General features: G+C 55.5%; 15 protein-coding genes. 13 read left to right on the forward strand and 2 right to left on the reverse strand.

All coding sequences use genetic code 11. The features are described from left to right. Window position 1 precedes the first annotated feature (1 nt). Window positions 2-805: an inositol-1-monophosphatase gene (suhB, locus tag HV243_RS06510; protein WP_046275219.1), complete on the reverse strand. Its 804-nt coding sequence runs from the start codon at window positions 803-805 to the stop codon at window positions 2-4. A gap of 118 nt (window positions 806-923) precedes the next feature. Here suhB and trmJ point away from each other — a divergent pair, with 118 nt between their 5' ends. From trmJ to sseB, 11 genes are all read left to right on the forward strand, one after another. Beyond that, window positions 924-1,655 (forward strand): tRNA (cytosine(32)/uridine(32)-2'-O)-methyltransferase TrmJ, encoded by a 732-nt coding sequence (gene trmJ / locus HV243_RS06515; protein ID WP_016157139.1) that lies wholly within the window; start codon window positions 924-926, stop codon window positions 1,653-1,655. A gap of 217 nt (window positions 1,656-1,872) precedes the next feature. Next, on the forward strand, window positions 1,873-2,364 hold the full coding sequence (gene iscR / locus HV243_RS06520) for a Fe-S cluster assembly transcriptional regulator IscR (RefSeq protein WP_005120405.1): 492 nt from the start codon (window positions 1,873-1,875) through the stop codon (window positions 2,362-2,364). 168 nt (window positions 2,365-2,532) lie between these two features. Further along, a complete protein-coding gene (gene iscS, locus HV243_RS06525) occupies window positions 2,533-3,747 on the forward strand; it encodes a cysteine desulfurase (RefSeq protein ID WP_016154009.1) in 1,215 nt (404 codons plus the stop codon). A 26-nt stretch (window positions 3,748-3,773) separates the two neighbouring features. Further along, entirely contained in the window at window positions 3,774-4,160 is a 387-nt protein-coding gene (iscU, locus tag HV243_RS06530; protein WP_002913991.1) for a Fe-S cluster assembly scaffold IscU, read from the forward strand. Between the two features lie 20 nt (window positions 4,161-4,180). Beyond that, window positions 4,181-4,504 (forward strand): iron-sulfur cluster assembly protein IscA, encoded by a 324-nt coding sequence (gene iscA / locus HV243_RS06535; protein ID WP_003835203.1) that lies wholly within the window; start codon window positions 4,181-4,183, stop codon window positions 4,502-4,504. A 108-nt stretch (window positions 4,505-4,612) separates the two neighbouring features. Further along, window positions 4,613-5,128 carry a co-chaperone HscB gene (hscB, locus tag HV243_RS06540; protein WP_016154008.1) on the forward strand — a complete coding sequence of 172 codons (516 nt, stop codon included), beginning with the start codon at window positions 4,613-4,615 and terminating at the stop codon, window positions 5,126-5,128. 15 nt (window positions 5,129-5,143) lie between these two features. Further along, a complete protein-coding gene (hscA, locus tag HV243_RS06545; RefSeq protein ID WP_016157138.1) occupies window positions 5,144-6,994 on the forward strand; it encodes a Fe-S protein assembly chaperone HscA in 1,851 nt (616 codons plus the stop codon). Window position 6,995: 1 nt separating this feature from the next. Continuing rightward, complete coding sequence (gene fdx, locus HV243_RS06550) at window positions 6,996-7,331, forward strand: ISC system 2Fe-2S type ferredoxin (protein WP_003037690.1); 336 nt, start codon at window positions 6,996-6,998, stop codon at window positions 7,329-7,331. Between the two features lie 11 nt (window positions 7,332-7,342). Further along, window positions 7,343-7,543 carry a Fe-S cluster assembly protein IscX gene (gene iscX, locus HV243_RS06555; protein ID WP_003037694.1) on the forward strand — a complete coding sequence of 67 codons (201 nt, stop codon included), beginning with the start codon at window positions 7,343-7,345 and terminating at the stop codon, window positions 7,541-7,543. 60 nt (window positions 7,544-7,603) lie between these two features. Next, window positions 7,604-8,887, forward strand: a complete 1,284-nt coding sequence (pepB, locus tag HV243_RS06560) for an aminopeptidase PepB (RefSeq protein WP_016157137.1) — start codon at window positions 7,604-7,606, stop codon at window positions 8,885-8,887. Window positions 8,888-8,957: 70 nt separating this feature from the next. Beyond that, window positions 8,958-9,734, forward strand: a complete 777-nt coding sequence (gene sseB / locus HV243_RS06565; protein WP_016157136.1) for an enhanced serine sensitivity protein SseB — start codon at window positions 8,958-8,960, stop codon at window positions 9,732-9,734. A gap of 221 nt (window positions 9,735-9,955) precedes the next feature. Here sseB and sseA read toward each other — a convergent pair whose 3' ends face one another. Then, window positions 9,956-10,807 carry a 3-mercaptopyruvate sulfurtransferase gene (sseA, locus tag HV243_RS06570; RefSeq protein WP_016154005.1) on the reverse strand — a complete coding sequence of 284 codons (852 nt, stop codon included), beginning with the start codon at window positions 10,805-10,807 and terminating at the stop codon, window positions 9,956-9,958. A gap of 207 nt (window positions 10,808-11,014) precedes the next feature. Between sseA and HV243_RS06575 the strand changes: the two genes are divergently transcribed. Both HV243_RS06575 and pbpC read left to right on the forward strand, forming a co-directional pair. Then, the gene (locus tag HV243_RS06575; RefSeq protein ID WP_053388673.1) at window positions 11,015-15,949 is read left to right on the forward strand and encodes an alpha-2-macroglobulin; all 4,935 of its coding nucleotides are present in this window, start codon (window positions 11,015-11,017) and stop codon (window positions 15,947-15,949) included. Continuing rightward, entirely contained in the window at window positions 15,950-18,262 is a 2,313-nt protein-coding gene (gene pbpC / locus HV243_RS06580; RefSeq protein WP_053388672.1) for a peptidoglycan glycosyltransferase PbpC, read from the forward strand. Window positions 18,263-18,321: the final 59 nt, after the last annotated feature.

An 18,321-nucleotide genomic window follows, 5' to 3' on the forward strand; every position in this document is an offset into this window, starting at 1 on the left:
ATTAACGCTTCAACGCGTCGCTCAGTTCGTCACGCATGTTAGCCAGCATGGCTTTCACTACGCGCGGATTACCTGCAACGATGTTGCCAGTCGCCATATAGTTATGACCGCCGGTGAAGTCGCAAACCAGTGCGCCTGCTTCACGAGCAATCAGCTCACCTGCGGCGAAATCCCATGGTTTCAGACCGATTTCGAAGTAACCGTCAACACGTGCAGCGGCAACGTAAGCCAGATCCAGCGCAGCAGAACCTGTGCGGCGGAAGTCAGCGCACTCGGTAAACATCTTGCCAAGAATTTTCATGTAAGACGCGGCGTGCTGTTTCGCTTTGAACGGGAAACCGGTGGCGATGATGGTGCCGTCCAGATCGCGTGCGGTGCTGCCACGCAGACGGTAGCCGTTCAGCTGTGCGCCCTGGCCGCGGGTTGCGGTGAACAGTTCGTTACGCATTGGATCGTAAACAACGGCGACTTCAGTACGGCCTTTAATGCGTACTGCGATGGAAACCGCGAAGTGCGGCAGACGTTTTACGAAGTTGGTGGTGCCATCCAGTGGATCGATAACCCATTGAACATCCTGATCTTCACCAACATGCTCACCGCTTTCTTCGGTGATGATTGTGTGCTGTGGGTAAGATTTGCGAATTGTTTCGATAATAATCGCTTCGGCGGCTTTATCGACGTTAGTCACGAAATCATTGCTGCCTTTCTGGCTGGTTTCTACAGAGTCTGGCGTTTCGTAGTGTTTGGCAATTACATTACCCGCCTTGCGCGCTGCGCGCACGGCGATGGTCAGCATCGGATGCATCGGTCTCTCTCACTGGATGTTAAAGAACGGGAAAACGGCGCAGAGTATAGCAGCGAGTTCGGAATATGTCTTCGTTTTATGATAATATGCCCGAATAATCTTTAGCCGAAGAAATACAATGCTGCAAAATATTCGAATCGTGCTGGTGGAAACCTCTCACACTGGCAACATGGGCTCTGTGGCCCGCGCAATGAAAACCATGGGTTTAACTAATCTGTGGCTGGTAAATCCACTGGTCAAACCGGACTCCCAGGCCATCGCCCTGGCGGCTGGTGCCAGCGATGTGATCGGCAGCGCGCAGATCGTCGATACTCTCGATGAAGCGCTGGCGGGTTGCAGCCTGGTGGTGGGTACCAGCGCGCGCTCCCGTACGCTGCCGTGGCCGATGCTGGATCCGCGTGAATGCGGTTTAAAAAGCGTCTCTGAAGCAACGAACTCGCCGGTGGCGCTGGTGTTTGGACGTGAACGCGTTGGCCTGACCAACGAAGAGCTGCAGAAGTGCCATTATCACGTCGCCATTGCCGCAAACCCAGAATACAGCTCGCTCAACCTGGCGATGGCGGTGCAGGTCATCTCTTATGAAGTTCGCATGGCCTGGCTGGCAACGCAGGAAAGCGACAAGACCGCAGAATACGAAGAAGCTGAGTATCCGCTGGTTGATGATTTAGAGCGTTTTTACGGTCATCTGGAACAAACGCTGCTGTCGACCGGGTTTATCCGCGAAGGACATCCGGGGCAGGTGATGAACAAGCTGCGCCGTCTGTTCACTCGTGCGCGTCCTGAGAGCCAGGAGCTGAACATTTTGCGCGGAATTTTAGCTTCTATAGAGCAGCAGAATAAAGGCAAGTAAGCGTCTTGATGCCGGATGGCTGCACGATTTCCAGGCCGGATTAGCGAAGCGCCATCCGGTAAATGAAAATGGCACTGAAGGTTAAATACCTGACTAAATTAGTCAAGTAAATAGTTGACTGATTTAGTCGGGAATGTCAGACTTGCCCCTGCTATGCAATACCCCCATTTTACAATAAAAAACCCCGGGCAGGGGCGAGTTTGAGGCTAAGTAAGACATGAGACTGACATCAAAAGGGCGTTATGCCGTGACCGCAATGTTGGACGTTGCGCTCAACTCCGAAACGGGCCCGGTACCGTTGGCTGATATTTCTGAACGTCAGGGAATTTCCCTGTCATATCTGGAGCAGCTGTTTTCCCGTTTGCGTAAAAACGGTCTGGTTTCCAGCGTACGTGGACCAGGCGGCGGGTATCTGCTGGGTAAAGATGCCGGCAGCATCGCAGTAGGTGAAGTGATTAGCGCTGTTGACGAGTCTGTAGACGCGACCCGTTGCCAGGGCAAAGGCGGTTGTCAGGGCGGCGATAAATGCCTGACCCACGCGCTGTGGCGCGATCTGAGCGATCGTCTGACCGGTTTCCTCAACAACATTACGTTGGGCGAACTGGTGAATAATCAGGAAGTCCTGGATGTGTCTGGTCGCCAGCACACACATGACGCTCCACGCAGCACTCGCACGCAAGACGCTATCGACGTCAAACTGCGTGCCTAATAAAAATTACGCAATATCTTCTGGTTGCATCAAGGCAGCCAGAAAGATGAAGCGTAAAAAATTATTTCAGAATCAGGCCGGGGTGCCAGACGCCCCGTTAACTCGGTCGTACATCCAGCCGGTTGCCTGGTTCCTTGCATTGAAGCGATGTACGGAGTTTATAGAGCAATGAAATTACCGATCTATCTCGACTACTCCGCAACCACGCCGGTGGACCCGCGTGTTGCCGAGAAAATGATGCAGTGTCTGACCCTGGACGGAAACTTTGGTAACCCAGCTTCCCGTTCACACCGTTTCGGCTGGCAAGCTGAAGAGGCGGTAGATATCGCCCGTAACCAGATTGCCGACCTCGTGGGCGCTGACCCGCGTGAAATCGTCTTTACTTCCGGTGCGACGGAATCCGATAACCTGGCGATTAAAGGTGCAGCCAACTTTTATCAGAAAAAAGGCAAGCACATCATCACCAGCAAAACCGAACACAAAGCCGTGCTGGACACCTGCCGTCAGCTGGAGCGCGAAGGGTTTGAAGTGACCTACCTCGCCCCGCAGCGTAACGGCATTATCGACCTGAAAGAACTCGAAGCCGCAATGCGTGACGACACCATTCTGGTCTCCATCATGCACGTTAACAACGAAATCGGCGTGGTACAGGATATCGCAACCATCGGCGAAATGTGCCGTGCCCGCGGTATCATCTATCACGTTGATGCGACTCAGAGCGTGGGCAAACTGCCTATCGATCTGAGCCAACTGAAAGTTGACCTGATGTCCTTCTCCGGCCACAAAATTTATGGCCCGAAAGGTATCGGCGCGCTGTACGTTCGTCGTAAACCGCGTATTCGTATTGAAGCGCAGATGCACGGCGGCGGTCACGAGCGCGGTATGCGTTCCGGTACGCTGCCTGTGCACCAGATAGTCGGGATGGGTGAAGCTTACCGTATCGCCAAAGAAGAGATGGAAACCGAGATGGCGCGCCTGCGCACTCTGCGTAACCGTCTGTGGAACGGCGTGAAAGATATGGAAGAGGTGTACCTCAATGGTGACCTCGAGCAGGGCGCACCGAACATTCTCAACGTTAGCTTCAACTTTGTTGAAGGCGAGTCGCTGATTATGGCGCTGAAAGACCTGGCTGTGTCCTCCGGTTCTGCATGTACCTCTGCAAGCCTGGAGCCATCCTACGTGCTGCGTGCGCTGGGGATGACCGACGAGCTGGCACATAGCTCAATTCGTTTCTCTTTAGGTCGTTTTACTACCGAAGAAGAGATTGACTACGCCATCAATCTGGTTCGCAACTCCATTGGCCGCCTGCGCGACCTTTCCCCGCTGTGGGAAATGTTCAAACAGGGCGTGGATTTGAACAGTATTGAATGGTCTCATCACTAATTCGGCGCACATAAGGAGAATTCAACATGGCTTACAGCGAAAAAGTAATCGATCATTATGAGAATCCACGTAACGTGGGCTCTTTTGACAACAGCGACGAGAACGTGGGCAGCGGCATGGTGGGTGCACCGGCCTGTGGCGACGTGATGAAGTTGCAGATCAAAGTCAACAATGAGGGTATCATTGAAGACGCGCGTTTCAAGACTTACGGCTGCGGTTCCGCTATTGCCTCCAGCTCTCTGGTTACCGAATGGGTAAAAGGGAAATCTCTGGACGAAGCACAGGCGATCAAAAATACCGATATCGCCGACGAGCTTGAACTGCCACCGGTGAAAATTCACTGCTCTATTCTGGCTGAAGACGCGATTAAAGCCGCGATTGCGGATTACAAAAGCAAACGTGAAGCAAAATAATTAAGAGTTGAGGTTTTATTATGTCGATTACCTTAAGCGACAGTGCAGCAGCGCGTGTAAATACCTTCCTGGCAAACCGCGGTAAAGGGTTTGGTCTGCGTCTGGGCGTGAGAACCTCCGGCTGCTCAGGTATGGCTTATGTACTGGAATTTGTTGACGAGCCGGCGGCTGAAGATACCGTGTTTGAAGACAAAGGCGTAAAAGTCGTGATCGACGGTAAGAGCCTGCAATTCCTCGACGGTACGCAGTTAGACTTCGTCAAAGAAGGTCTGAACGAAGGGTTTAAGTTCACTAACCCGAACGTGAAAGACGAATGTGGATGCGGCGAAAGCTTCCACGTGTAACGCGCTTACTGATAACCCCACCGTGGTCGCCTGCGCGTGGGGTTTGTTTTACCTGACTCTCTGGTTTTGCCTCATCGAACAACAGAGAATCGATGCCCTGAGAATGTTATGGACTACTTCACCCTCTTTGGCTTACCGGCCCGTTATCAGCTCGATACTCAGGCGCTGAGCCTACGTTTTCAGGATCTGCAACGTCAGTATCATCCTGATAAATTCGCCAGCGGTTCTCAGGCGGAACAACTTGCTGCGGTTTCGCAGTCCGCCACTATCAACCAGGCCTGGCAAACGCTGCGTCATCCTTTGATGCGCGCCGAATACTTGTTGTCTTTACACGGCTTTGATATCCGCAGCGAGCAGCACACGGTGCGCGATACCGCGTTTCTGATGGAACAGCTGGAGCTGCGCGAAGAGCTGGACGAGATTGAACAGGCAAAAGACAATCAACGGCTGGATGCGTTTATGCAACGCGTCAGCGAAATGTACAACGTTCGCCATCAACTGATGGTGGAACAGCTGGATAGCGAGACGTGGGACGCAGCGGCAGATACCGTGCGTAAGCTGCGTTTTCTCGATAAACTGCGAAGCAGTGCAGAACAACTCGAAGAAAAACTGCTCGATTTTTAATTTCCGGAAGCGAAAATGGCCTTATTACAAATTAGTGAGCCTGGTCTGAGCGCCGCGCCGCACCAGCGTCGTCTGGCGGTCGGTATCGATTTAGGCACCACCAACTCCCTGGTTGCGACCGTACGCAGCGGCCAGGCCGAAACGCTGGCAGATCATGAAGGTCGCCACCTGTTGCCGTCAGTGGTTCACTATCAGCAACAGGGCTACTCGGTCGGTTACGATGCCCGCGCCAATGCTGCGCTGGATACGGCAAACACCGTCAGCTCGGTAAAACGCATGATGGGCCGCTCTCTGGCGGATATCCAGGCGCGTTACCCACATCTGCCTTATTCATTCCAGGCGAGCGAAAACGGCCTGCCGATGATTGAAACCGCTGCCGGTTTGCTTAATCCGGTGCGCGTATCCGCTGACATTCTGAAAGCGCTGGCCGCGCGGGCAACCGAATCGTTGTCCGGCGAACTGGATGGCGTAGTGATCACCGTTCCGGCTTACTTTGACGATGCACAGCGTCAGGGGACGAAAGACGCCGCGCGTCTGGCGGGCCTGCACGTATTGCGTCTGCTGAACGAACCGACCGCTGCGGCGATCGCTTATGGCCTGGATTCCGGTCAGGAAGGCGTGATCGCGGTCTATGACCTTGGCGGCGGTACTTTTGATATTTCTATTCTGCGCCTGAGTCGCGGCGTGTTTGAAGTGCTGGCGACCGGCGGTGATTCCGCGCTCGGCGGCGACGATTTTGACCATCTGCTGGCCGATTACATTCGCGAGCAGGCGGGTGTTGCCGATCGCAGCGATAACCGCGTACAGCGCGAACTGCTGGATGCCGCGATTGCAGCGAAAATCGCACTCAGCGACGCCGATTCTGTGACAGTTAACGTGGCTGGATGGCAGGGTGAAATCACCCGTGAAACCTTTAATGAACTCATTTCCGCACTGGTTAAACGTACGCTGCTGGCCTGCCGCCGTGCGCTGAAAGATGCGGGCGTTGAGCCGCAGGATGTGCTGGAAGTGGTAATGGTCGGTGGTTCGACGCGCGTGCCGCTGGTACGTGAACGCGTCGGTGAATTCTTTGGCCGTACGCCGCTGACCTCTATCGACCCGGACAAAGTGGTCGCTATCGGTGCGGCAATCCAGGCGGATATTCTAGTCGGGAATAAACCGGACAGCGAAATGCTGCTGCTGGACGTTATCCCGCTGTCTCTGGGACTGGAAACCATGGGCGGTCTGGTGGAGAAAGTGATCCCGCGTAACACCACTATCCCGGTGGCGCGTGCGCAGGACTTCACCACGTTTAAAGATGGCCAAACCGCGATGTCCATTCACGTGATGCAAGGCGAGCGTGAGCTGGTGCAGGACTGTCGTTCACTGGCGCGTTTTGCGCTGCGCGGTATCCCGGCGTTGCCGGCAGGCGGCGCGCATATCCGCGTGACCTTCCAGGTCGATGCTGATGGGCTGCTGAGCGTCACCGCTATGGAGAAATCCACCGGCGTTGAGTCCTCGATTCAGGTCAAACCGTCCTACGGTCTGACCGACAGTGAAATCGCCTCCATGATTCAGGATTCGATGAGTTTTGCCGAGCAGGACGTTAAAGCTCGTATGCTGGCAGAACAGAAAGTCGAAGCGGCACGCGTACTGGAGAGTTTATCCGGTGCGCTGAACGCTGATGCCGCGCTGTTAAGCGCCGCAGAACGTCAGGCTATCGACACCGCCGCCGCGCACTTGAGCGAGGTAGCACAGGGTGACGATGTTGACGCGATAGAACAAGCCATTAAAAACGTAGACAAACAAACCCAGGAATTCGCCGCTCGCCGTATGGACAAATCCGTCCGTAGCGCGCTGAAAGGCCATTCCGTGGACGAGGTTTAATATGCCAAAGATTGTTATTTTGCCTCATCAGGATCTCTGTCCCGATGGCGCAGTTCTGGAAGCTGAGACCGGCGAAACCATTCTCGACGTTGCCCTGCGTAACGGTATCGAGATTGAACACGCCTGTGAAAAATCCTGTGCCTGCACGACCTGCCACTGCATCGTACGTGAAGGTTTTGATTCTTTGCCGGAAAGCACAGAAGAAGAAGACGACATGCTGGATAAAGCCTGGGGACTGGAGCCGGAGAGCCGTTTAAGCTGTCAGGCACGGGTAACCGAGGACGATTTAGTGGTCGAAATCCCACGTTACACAATCAATCATGCACGTGAGCATTAACAGAGGGTAGTATGGGACTGAAGTGGACCGATAGCCGCGAAATCGGCGAGGCGTTGTACGACGCGTTCCCCGATCTCGATCCCAAGACCGTTCGTTTCACCGATCTGCACCAATGGATCTGTGACCTGGAAGAGTTCGATGATGATCCACAGGCATCGAACGAAAAAATCCTTGAGGCCATTTTACTGGTCTGGCTGGACGAAGCCGAATAAGTCAACGGGCTGCCCACGGGTGGCCCGTTTTCCTGTATGCGCGAAATAAGGATAAATAAAATGACAGAAGCCATGAAAATTACGCTTTCCACGCAACCCGCTGACGCTCGCTGGGGTGAAAAGGCGACATACAGCATTAATAATGACGGTATTACCCTGCACCTGAACGGAAAAGATGATCTCAGCCTTATCCAACGCGCCGCGCGTAAAATTGACGGCCTGGGTATTAAACATGTCCAACTGGATGGTGAAGGCTGGGATACCGAACGTAGCTGGGCGTTCTGGCAGGGTTACAAAGGACCAAAAGGCACCCGCAAAGTTGAGTGGGCCGCTCTGGACGAGGCGCAGCGCAAAGAGCTGGATAACCGTCTGAAGATTATTGACTGGGTGCGCGATACCATTAACGCACCTGCAGAAGAGCTGGGCCCGGAACAGCTGGCGCAACGCGCGGTAGACCTGCTGTGTGGCGTGGCCTGCGACAACGTCTCGTACCGTATCACCAAAGGTGAAGATCTGCGCGAGCAGAACTACATGGGGCTGCATACCGTGGGTCGAGGCTCTGAACGTCCGCCGGTGCTGCTGGCGCTGGATTACAACCCGACTGGCGACAAAGAAGCTCCAGTTTATGCCTGCCTGGTTGGCAAGGGAATTACCTTTGACTCCGGCGGATACAGCATCAAGCAAAGCGCATTTATGGACTCAATGAAGTCCGATATGGGCGGTGCGGCAACGGTCACCGGCGCGCTGGCGTTTGCCATCACCCGTGGCCTGAACAAGCGTGTGAAGCTGTATCTGTGCTGCGCGGATAACCTGATCAGCGGCAACGCCTTTAAGCTTGGCGATATCATTCACTATCGCAACGGTAAAAAAGTTGAAGTGATGAATACCGATGCTGAAGGGCGTCTGGTGCTGGCCGATGGCCTGATCGATGCCAGCGCGCAAAAACCTGAATTGATCATTGATGCTGCCACGCTGACCGGCGCGGCGAAAACCGCACTGGGCAACGATTACCACGCGCTGTTTAGCTTTGATGACCAACTGGCCGCGCGTTTGTTGGCAAGTGCGGCGCAAGAAAACGAGCCGTTCTGGCGTTTGCCGTTGGCAGAGTTCCACCGTAGCCAACTGCCGTCAAATTTTGCTGAGCTGAATAATACCGGCAGTGCGGCCTACCCAGCGGGTGCAAGCACCGCGGCGGGCTTCCTGTCCCATTTCGTGGAAAATTACCAGCAAGGCTGGCTGCACATCGATTGCTCTGCAACCTATCGCAAAGCGCCGGTTGAGCAGTGGTCTGCGGGCGCAACCGGTCTGGGTGTGCGCACCATCGCGAATCTGCTGACCGCATAATTCACGACTGTATTGCCGGATGGCGCTAAGCTTATCCGGCTTACATGTATTCATCCAATTTGTGATACTTATGTCCGAAACAAAAAATGAATTAGAAACGTTGCTGGAGCAAGCAGCGACAGAGCCTGCGCATCGTCCGGCATTTTTCCGTACTTTACTGGAATCCACCGTCTGGGTGCCGGGTACTGCCGCAGAAGGCGAGGCGGTAGTAGAAGACAGTGCCCTCGACCTTCAACACTGGGAAAAAGAAGACGGCACGACCGTGATCCCGTTCTTCACCTCCCTGGAAGCCCTGCAACAGGCGGTTGAAGATGAGCAAGCATTTGTCGTTATGCCGGTGCGTACGCTATTTGAAATGACGCTTGGCGAAACGCTCTTTCTCAACGCTAAACTGCCGACCGGCAAAGAGTTTATGCCGCGTGAAATCAGCCTGCTGATGGGGGAAGAGGGTAATCCGCTAAGCACCCAGGAAGTACTGGAAGGTGGTGAATCGCTGATCCTTTCTGAAGTCGCCGAACCTCCGGCGCAGATGATTGACTCACTGACCACGCTGTTTAAAACCATTAAGCCGGTAAAACGCGCATTTCTCTGCTCAATCAAAGAAAGTGCGGAAGCCCAGCCGAATCTGCTGATTGGTATTGAAGCTGAAGGTGATATTGAAGAGATCATCCATGCTGCGGGTAGCGTCGCGACCGATACGTTGCCGGGTGATGAACCCATTGATATCTGCCAGGTGAAGAAAGGTGAGAAGGGCGTGAGTCACTTTATCACTGAGCACATCGCACCGTTCTACGAACGCCGCTGGGGCGGTTTCCTGCGCGATTTCAAACAGAACCGGATTATCTGAGTGAAGGAAAGCCGCCACGAAGGATAATACCTCGCGCACTGAATAATTTTGCCGCTAACTCAGTTGGCTTTTTCTCCCTCAAAAGGGAGTATTAGTTCGCTACGATGAGCCTGCGTTGCTAAAGCAGCACAGCCTGCTGGAAAGGCCGCGAACCGGACTGGCACAAAAAACCGCTCATTGAGCGGTTTTTTTGTGGGTGAAAAAGATGAGTAAATCAGATTTTATTGAGTCTCAGCCGGTTCTACCGGTAAATCGTTACGCGCGCCCCATTCGCTCCATGCGCCGTCATACAATGCGACGTTAGAAACGCCCAGCGTGGCAAGCGCCAGCACAACCACCGCTGCCGTGACGCCTGAGCCGCAGCTGGCGATAATGGGGCGGTCAAAGCTTACGCCATGGCTGAAGAAAATAGCATCCAGTTCGTCGGTAGTTTTCAGTTCACCGTCACGAACCAGTTCTGTCCACGGTACGTTAAGCGCACCAGGCACATGGCCACGCTTGAGGCCCGGACGCGGCTCGTCAACTTCGGCATTAAAACGTGCAGCCGGTCGGGCATCGACGATCTGCGCCGTTTTTTCATGACTGGCCAGCAGTACGTCGGTAACGCGCACAACCGCTTCAGGCGTAAATGCCACGTTAAATTCACCTTCCGGTAAATCCTCATTTCCTTCTTTGAGCATTAGCTCATCGCGCTGCCAGCCAGCCAGACCGCCCGCCAGAATGGAGACATTCTCGACACCAAATGTCCGCAGCATCCACCATGCGCGTGGCGCGGAAAACAGATTGCCGTCATCGTAGACAACCAGGTGTTTATCCTGATGAACGCCCAATTCGCGCATCGCTACGGCAAAGGCTTCCGGTCGCGGCATCATATGCGGTAGCGGTGACGTATGGTCGGAAAGCGCTTCAATATCAAAAAAGACTGCGCCAGGAATATGGCCCGCGCGATACTCCTCGCCAACATCGCGATCTTCCTGTCCTGGAGGTGCCATCCGGGCATCAAGAATTTGTATTTCCGGGTCGTCAATGTGTTCGGCAAGCCAGTCGGCAGCGACAAAAAAGGCGGTGGTCATAGGCATCTCCATTTTTACCAGGTTTTGGCAAATTGTCGGATGTTTAGTGCAATGCGACAAGTAAAAGAGGCTGATTTGTCAGGCGAATCCACATTAATCACGAAAAAATAGGACAACCTGGAACAGTTACTGGCTTCCACAGCCGAAAATCTGACGCATAATAGTTGTTCTACGTAGCTAACGGGCCACTACGGCCAGGGATGAAAAATGAAACATTTACGCGTAGCGGCCTGTATGCTGATGCTGGCACTGGTTGGGTGCGATAATAATAACGAAAAATCACCGACGGCTGCGAAGCCTGATGCGCCTGCACCGCAGACTGCGCCAGCAAAAGATAAGGCCCAATTACAAAAGCTGATTCAGCAAAGTCAGGGTAAGTCGCTGACGCTGCTTGATGCCTCCGAGGTCCAACTCGACGGCGCGGCAACGCTCGTTTTGACCTTTTCCATTCCCCTCGATCCGGAACAAGATTTTTCTCGCGTAGTGCACGTTGTTGATAAAAAAAGCGGCAAAGTGGATGGTGCCTGGGAGCTGGCGCCAAATCTAAAAGAGCTACGCTTACGCCATCTCGAACCTAACCGGGAACTGGTGGTTACCATTGAGCGTGATTTGCTGGCGCTGAATAAAGCGACGTTCGCTATCGATTATGAAAAAAACATTACCACCCGCGACGTCCAGCCAAGCGTAGGGTTCGCTAGTCGCGGCTCGCTGCTGCCGGGAAAAGTGATTGAAGGGTTACCTGTGATGGCCCTTAACGTTAATAGCGTGGATGTGAACTTCTTTCGCGTAAAGCCTGAGTCGCTCGGTGCGTTTGTCAGCCAGTGGGAATACCGTAATTCGTTGTCAAACTGGGAGTCAGACAATCTGCTGAAAATGGCGGAGCTGGTTTATACCGGACGCTTTGACCTTAATCCTGAGCGTAACACCCGAGAGAGGCTGCTACTGCCACTGAGCGATATCAAGCCGTTGCAGCAAGCAGGCGTTTACATTGCGGTGATGAATCAGGCCGGACACTATAACTACAGCAATGCTGCTACGCTGTTTACGCTCAGTGACATTGGTGTCTCTGCGCACCGTTACCACAATCAACTGGATGTCTTTACGCAGAGTCTGGAAAACGGCGCTGCGCAGCAGGGTATTGAGGTCACGTTACTCAACGAAAAAGGGCAGACGCTGGCGCAGGCTACCAGCGACGCGCAGGGTCACGTCAAGCTGGAAACCGATAAAGACGCGGCCTTATTGCTGGCCCGCAAAGACGGGCAAACCACGCTGCTGGACCTGAAGATCCCGGCGTTGGATCTGGCTGAATTTGATATTGCCGGCGCGCCGGGATACAGCAAGCAGTTCTTTATGTTTGGCCCCCGTGACCTCTATCGCCCTGGCGAAACGGTGATCCTCAACGGATTACTGCGAGATAGCGACGGCAAAACGCTGCCTGACCAGCCGGTGAAGCTGGAGGTCGTTAAGCCCGACGGACAGGTGTTACGCTCGGTAGTGAGCCAGCCGGAAAACGGTCTGTATCGCTTTAGCTGGCCGCTGGACAGCAGCGCGTCAACCGGCATGTGGCATATTCGTGCCAATACTGGCGACAACCAGTCGCGGATGTGGGATTTCCACGTCGAAGATTTCATGCCTGAGCGGATGGCGCTCAATCTCACCGCCAATAAAATGCCGGTGGCTCCAACTGATGAAGTGAAGTTCTCGGTGGTGGGCTACTACCTGTACGGCGCGCCCGCCAACGGCAATGCTCTGCAAGGGCAGCTTTTCCTGCGCCCGCTGCGGGAAGCGGTGCAGGCATTACCGGGGTTCCAGTTTGGTAATATTGCCGAAGAAAATCTTTCTCGCAGCCTCGATGAGGTTCAGTTGACGCTGGATGACCACGGTCGCGGCGAAGTGACTACCAACAGCCAATGGCAGGAGACGCATTCTCCGTTACAGGTGATTCTGCAAGCCAGCCTGCTGGAGTCGGGTGGCCGTCCGGTGACGCGTCGGGTTGAACAAGCCATCTGGCCTGCGGATACGCTGCCAGGTATTCGTCCGCAGTTTGCGGCGAAAGCCGTTTATGACTACCGCACCGATACCACCGTCAATCAGCCTGGCGTTGATGAAAACAGCAATGCTGCTTTTGATATTGTGTATGCCGATGCGCAAGGCGAGAAAAAAGCGGTGTCCGGTTTACAGGTGCGTTTGATTCGTGAACGCCGTGATTATTACTGGAACTGGTCTGAAGGCGAGGGCTGGCAATCGCAGTTCGATCAAAAAGATCTGGTTGAGGGTGAGCAGACCCTGGATCTTAAGGCCGATGAGACCGGTAAAGTCAGCTTCCCTGTCGAGTGGGGTGCCTATCGCCTGGAAGTGAAAGCTCCGAATGATGCGGTGAGCAGCGTGCGCTTCTGGGCTGGTTATAGCTGGCAGGATAACAGCGACGGCAGCGGGGCAGTGCGTCCCGATCGCGTGACCCTGAAACTGGATAAACCCGGCTATCGTCCCGGCGATACCATGAAGCTACACATTGCCGCACCCGCTGCAGGCAAAGGTTACGCGATGGTGGAGTCCAGCGAAGGCCCGCTGTGGTGGCAAGAGATAGACGTACCGACGGATGGTCTTGATATCTCCATCCCGGTCGATAAAACCTGGAATCGCCATGACTTGTATCTCAGCGCGCTGGTGGTTCGTCCTGGCGACAAGTCTCGTTCGGCAACGCCAAAGCGGGCAGTCGGCTTACTGCATTTGCCGTTAGGCGATGAAAACCGTCGTCTGGCGCTGGCGCTGGAAAGCCCGGCGAAAATGCGTCCAAATCAGCCGTTGACCGTCAAGATTAAAGCCAGCGTTAAAAATGGCGACGTGCCAAAACAGGTTAACGTGCTGGTCTCAGCCGTTGACAGCGGGGTGTTGAACATTACCGATTACGCCACGCCGGATCCGTGGCAGGCGTTTTTCGGGCAAAAACGCTATGGCGCGGATATTTATGATATTTACGGCCAGGTGATCGAAGGGCAAGGACGTCTGGCGGCGCTGCGCTTTGGTGGTGATGGCGATGAGTTAAAACGCGGCGGCAAGCCACCGGTTAATCACGTCAATATCGTGGCGCAACAGGCGCTGCCGGTGACGCTTAACGAGCAGGGCGAAGGTACGGTGACGTTACCAATTGGTGATTTCAACGGCGAGCTGCGGGTAATGGCGCAAGCCTGGACGGCGGATGACTTTGGCAGTAGCGAAAGCAAAGTGATTGTCGCCGCGCCGGTAATTACTGAACTGAACATGCCGCGCTTTCTGGCGGGGGGCGATACCTCGCGCCTGACGCTGGACGTGACCAACCTGACTGACAAACCGCAAACGCTGATTATTAATCTCGCGGCCAGCGGTTTACTGGAGCTGATGGGGCAAGATCCCGCCCCGGTGAATCTGGCGCCAGGCGTACGGACTACGCTGTTTATTCCGGTGCGTGCGCGGGAGGGCTTTGGCGATGGCGAAATTCAGGCGCAAATTAGCGGTCTGAATCTACCGGGTGAAACGCTGCCTGTTCAGCATAAACAGTGGAAAATTGGCGTGCGACCGGCGTTCCCGGCGCAAACTGTTAATTACGGCGTCGCACTTCAGCCGGGCGCAACCTGGCAGCTTCCGGGCGAAGAACTGACGAATTTCTCTCCTGTGACGATGCAGGGACAACTGCTGTTCAGCGGTAAACCACCGCTGAATCTGGCGCGCTATATCCGTGAACTGAAAGCTTACCCTTACGGTTGCCTCGAGCAAACGGCGAGCGGGTTGTTCCCATCCTTATACACCAATGCCGCGCAGTTGAAGGCGTTAGGTATCGCGGGCGACAGCGATGAAAAACGCCGTGCGGCAGTAGAGATTGGCATCTCTCGTTTACTGCAAATGCAGCGTGATAACGGCGGTTTTGCGCTGTGGGATAAGAACGGGTCGGAAGAGTACTGGCTGACCGCGTATGTGATGGATTTCCTCGTTCGCGCGAATGAACAGGGCTATAGCGTTCCGGCAGAGGTGATTAACCGGGGTAACGAGCGGCTGCTGCGCTATTTGCAGGATCCGGGCATGATGTCGATTCGCTATACCGACGACGCATCAGCAAGCCGGTTTGCCGTACAGGCCTACGCCGCGCTGGTGCTGGCTCGTCAGCAGAAAGCCCCGCTCGGCGCGCTGCGTGAGATCTGGGAGCGTCGTGCACAGGCGGCTTCCGGTTTACCGCTGATGCAACTGGGGATAGCGCTGAAAAACATGGGCGACGCCAACCGCAGTGAACAAGCGTTGACGCTGGCGCTGAATACGCCACGTCGCGATGCGCAGCAGTGGATGGCGGATTACGGCAGTCAGCTACGTGACAACGCGCTGATGCTGGCATTGTTGGAAGAGAACAAGCTTAAACCTGAAGTGCAGAATACGCTGCTGAACACCTTGTCAGAACAGGCCTTTGGGCAGCGCTGGCTCTCTACTCAGGAAAACAATGCGCTGTTCCTTGCCGCGCGTACGTTGCAGGACTTGCCTGGCTCGTGGCAGGCGCAAACGTCACTCTCTGAACAGCCGCTAGCCGGGGAGAAATCACAAACGCGTAATCTGGATGCTGACGCGCTGTCTACGCTGAACGTCACCAATACCGGTAATCTGCCGCTGTGGCTGCGTCTGGATGTGAGCGGTTACCCGCAAACCTCGCCGACGCCTGCCAGCAACGTCCTGCACATCGAGCGTCAGATCCTGGGGCTCGACGGGAACAGCAAAGCGCTGGATTCTCTGCGCAGCGGCGAGCTGGTACTGGTCTGGCTGGAGGTGAAAGCCAGCCAGAACGTACCGGATGCGCTGGTGGTTGACTTACTGCCAGCCGGCCTGGAGCTGGAAAACCAGAATCTGGCCAACGGCAGCGCCAGCCTGCAGGACAGCGGCAGCGAGGTAGCGAATTTGCTCAATCAGATGCAGCAGGCGGATATCCAGCACGTTGAGTTCCGTGACGATCGCTTTGTCGCCGCGGTAGCGGTCAACGAAGGGCAGCCGGTGACGCTGGTCTATCTGGCGCGGGCGGTAACGCCGGGGACCTATCAGGTTCCTGTGCCGCAGGTGGAGTCAATGTATGTTCCGCAGTGGCGCGCGACCGGTGCGACAGAGGGGCTTTTGATTGTCAGACCGTAAATGATGCGCGGGTTGGGGAAACGCGGCTGCTGGCTCTGGCTGGCAGCCGTTGCGCTATTGCTGGTAGCGTGGGTTTGGGCGGCAGATAAAATCTGGCCGCTGCCGCTTCACGAAGTCGATCCGGCACGTGTCGTGGTGGCTTACGATGGTACGCCGCTATGGCGCTTCGCCGACGCGGACGGCATCTGGCGTTATCCGGTGACTATTGATGAGGTGTCCCCCCGTTACCTTGAGGCGTTAATCAACTACGAAGACCGCTGGTTCTGGAAACATCCCGGCGTCAATCCGTTTTCAGTGCTGCGCGCGGCATGGCAGGACCTCTCCTCAGGTCGCGTCGTTTCAGGCGGCAGTACGCTCACCATGCAGGTCGCACGATTGCTCGATCCCCACCCGCGAACTTTCGGCGGCAAGTTCCGCCAGCTCTGGCGCGCATTGCAGCTGGAATGGCATCTTTCTAAGCGCGACATCCTGACGCTATATCTTAACCGTGCGCCGTTTGGCGGCACGCTGCAGGGCGTGGGTGCTGCGAGCTGGGCCTACCTTGGTAAATCTCCCACACAGTTGAGTTATTCCGATGCCGCGCTGCTGGCCGTGTTGCCGCAGGCACCGAGCCGTCTGCGCCCGGACCGCTGGCCGGACCGCGCTGAAGCGGCGCGCAATAAAGTGCTTGAGCGCATGGCGACGCAGGGCGTTTGGCCTGCCAGACAGGTGCAGGAGTCATGCGAAGAACCGGTCTGGCTGGCGCCCAGACAAATGCCGCAGTTAGCGCCGTTATTCTCGCGCATGATGCTGGGAAAAAGCCGGAGCGATAAAATCGTGACCACCCTTGACGCCGGATTGCAGCGCCAACTGGAAGAGCTGGCGCAAAACTGGAAGGGCCGCTTACCTGCGCGCAGTTCGCTGGCGATGATTGTGGTCGATCACACTGATATGAGCGTGCGTGGCTGGGTGGGGTCGGTAGATATGAATGACGACTCCCGCTTTGGCCATGTGGATATGGTGAATGCGATCCGCTCGCCGGGCTCGGTGCTGAAGCCGTTTATCTATGGTCTGGCGCTGGATGACGGATTAATTCATCCTGCTTCATTGTTGCAGGATGTGCCGCGTCGAACCGGAGATTATCGACCAGGGAATTTTGACAGTGGTTTTCATGGTCCGGTGAGTATGAGCGAAGCGCTGGTGCGCTCGCTAAATTTACCCGCCGTGCAGGTACTTGAAGCCTATGGCCCGAAGCGTTTTGCCGCATCGTTACGTAACGTTGGCTTACCGCTGTATCTGCCCGCAGGTGCCGCACCGAATCTGTCGCTGATTTTGGGCGGGGCAGGGGCCAGACTGGAAGACATGGCGGCGGCGTACAGTGCCTTTGCCCGTCAGGGAAAAGCGGGAAAACTGCGCCTGCAGCCAGACGATCCACTGCTGGAGCGTCCGTTGATGTCGGTAGGCGCGGCGTGGATTATTCGCCGCATTATGGCTGACGAAGCGCAACCGCTGCCGGATAACGCGCTGAGCAGAGTGGTTCCGCTGGCGTGGAAAACGGGTACCAGTTATGGCTATCGCGATGCGTGGGCGATTGGCGTTAACGCCCGTTATGTGATGGGGATCTGGACCGGCAGACCCGACGGTACGCCGGTGGTGGGCCAGTTTGGTTTTGCCAGCGCCGTGCCGCTGCTCAATCAGGTCAACAATCTTTTGCTCTCTCGCGGGACAAATCAGCCGGAGGATCCGCGCCCTGAATCTGTTAGCCGCGGCGTAGTGTGCTGGCCGGGCGGGCAGTCACTTGCTCCGGGAGACAGCAACTGTCGACGCCGTCTGGCAACCTGGCTGCTGGAGGGCAGCCAGCCGCCCACGTTGTTATTGCCCGAACAGGAGGGGGTGAGTGGCATTCGTTTCCCCGTCTGGCTGGATGATGAAGGCAAACGTGTGGCGGCGGATTGCCCGCAGGCGCGCGAACAAACGTTAATCGTCTGGCCTTTACCGCTGGAGCCATGGCTGCCGGAGTCAGAGCGCCGTGGGGCGAGATTACCGCCGGTTTCTGCCACGTGTCCGCCGCTGGGGCAGGATGCTTCGCTGCCGTTGCAGTTGACAGGGGTTCGTGATGGCGCGATTGTGAAGCGTTTACCCGGTTCTGCGCTGGCCTCATTGCCGGTACAAACCAGCGGTGGGACTGGCGATCGCTGGTGGTTTCTTAACGGTGAACGGCTGGATGAACGCGGACGCCGTCTTACGCTACGGCTGGCGACCAAAGGGGATTATCAACTGCTGGTGATGGATGACGCCGGACAGGTGGCGACGGTGAGATTTTCGTTGCAGTAGACCACCAGGTGACTTTTGTTGCTAAAATTCATCTTATTTTAAAGAAATGTTATCTTCGT

This window comes from Citrobacter sp. RHBSTW-00599 (assembly GCF_013784065.1).
Classification (GTDB): domain Bacteria; phylum Pseudomonadota; class Gammaproteobacteria; order Enterobacterales; family Enterobacteriaceae; genus Citrobacter; species Citrobacter braakii.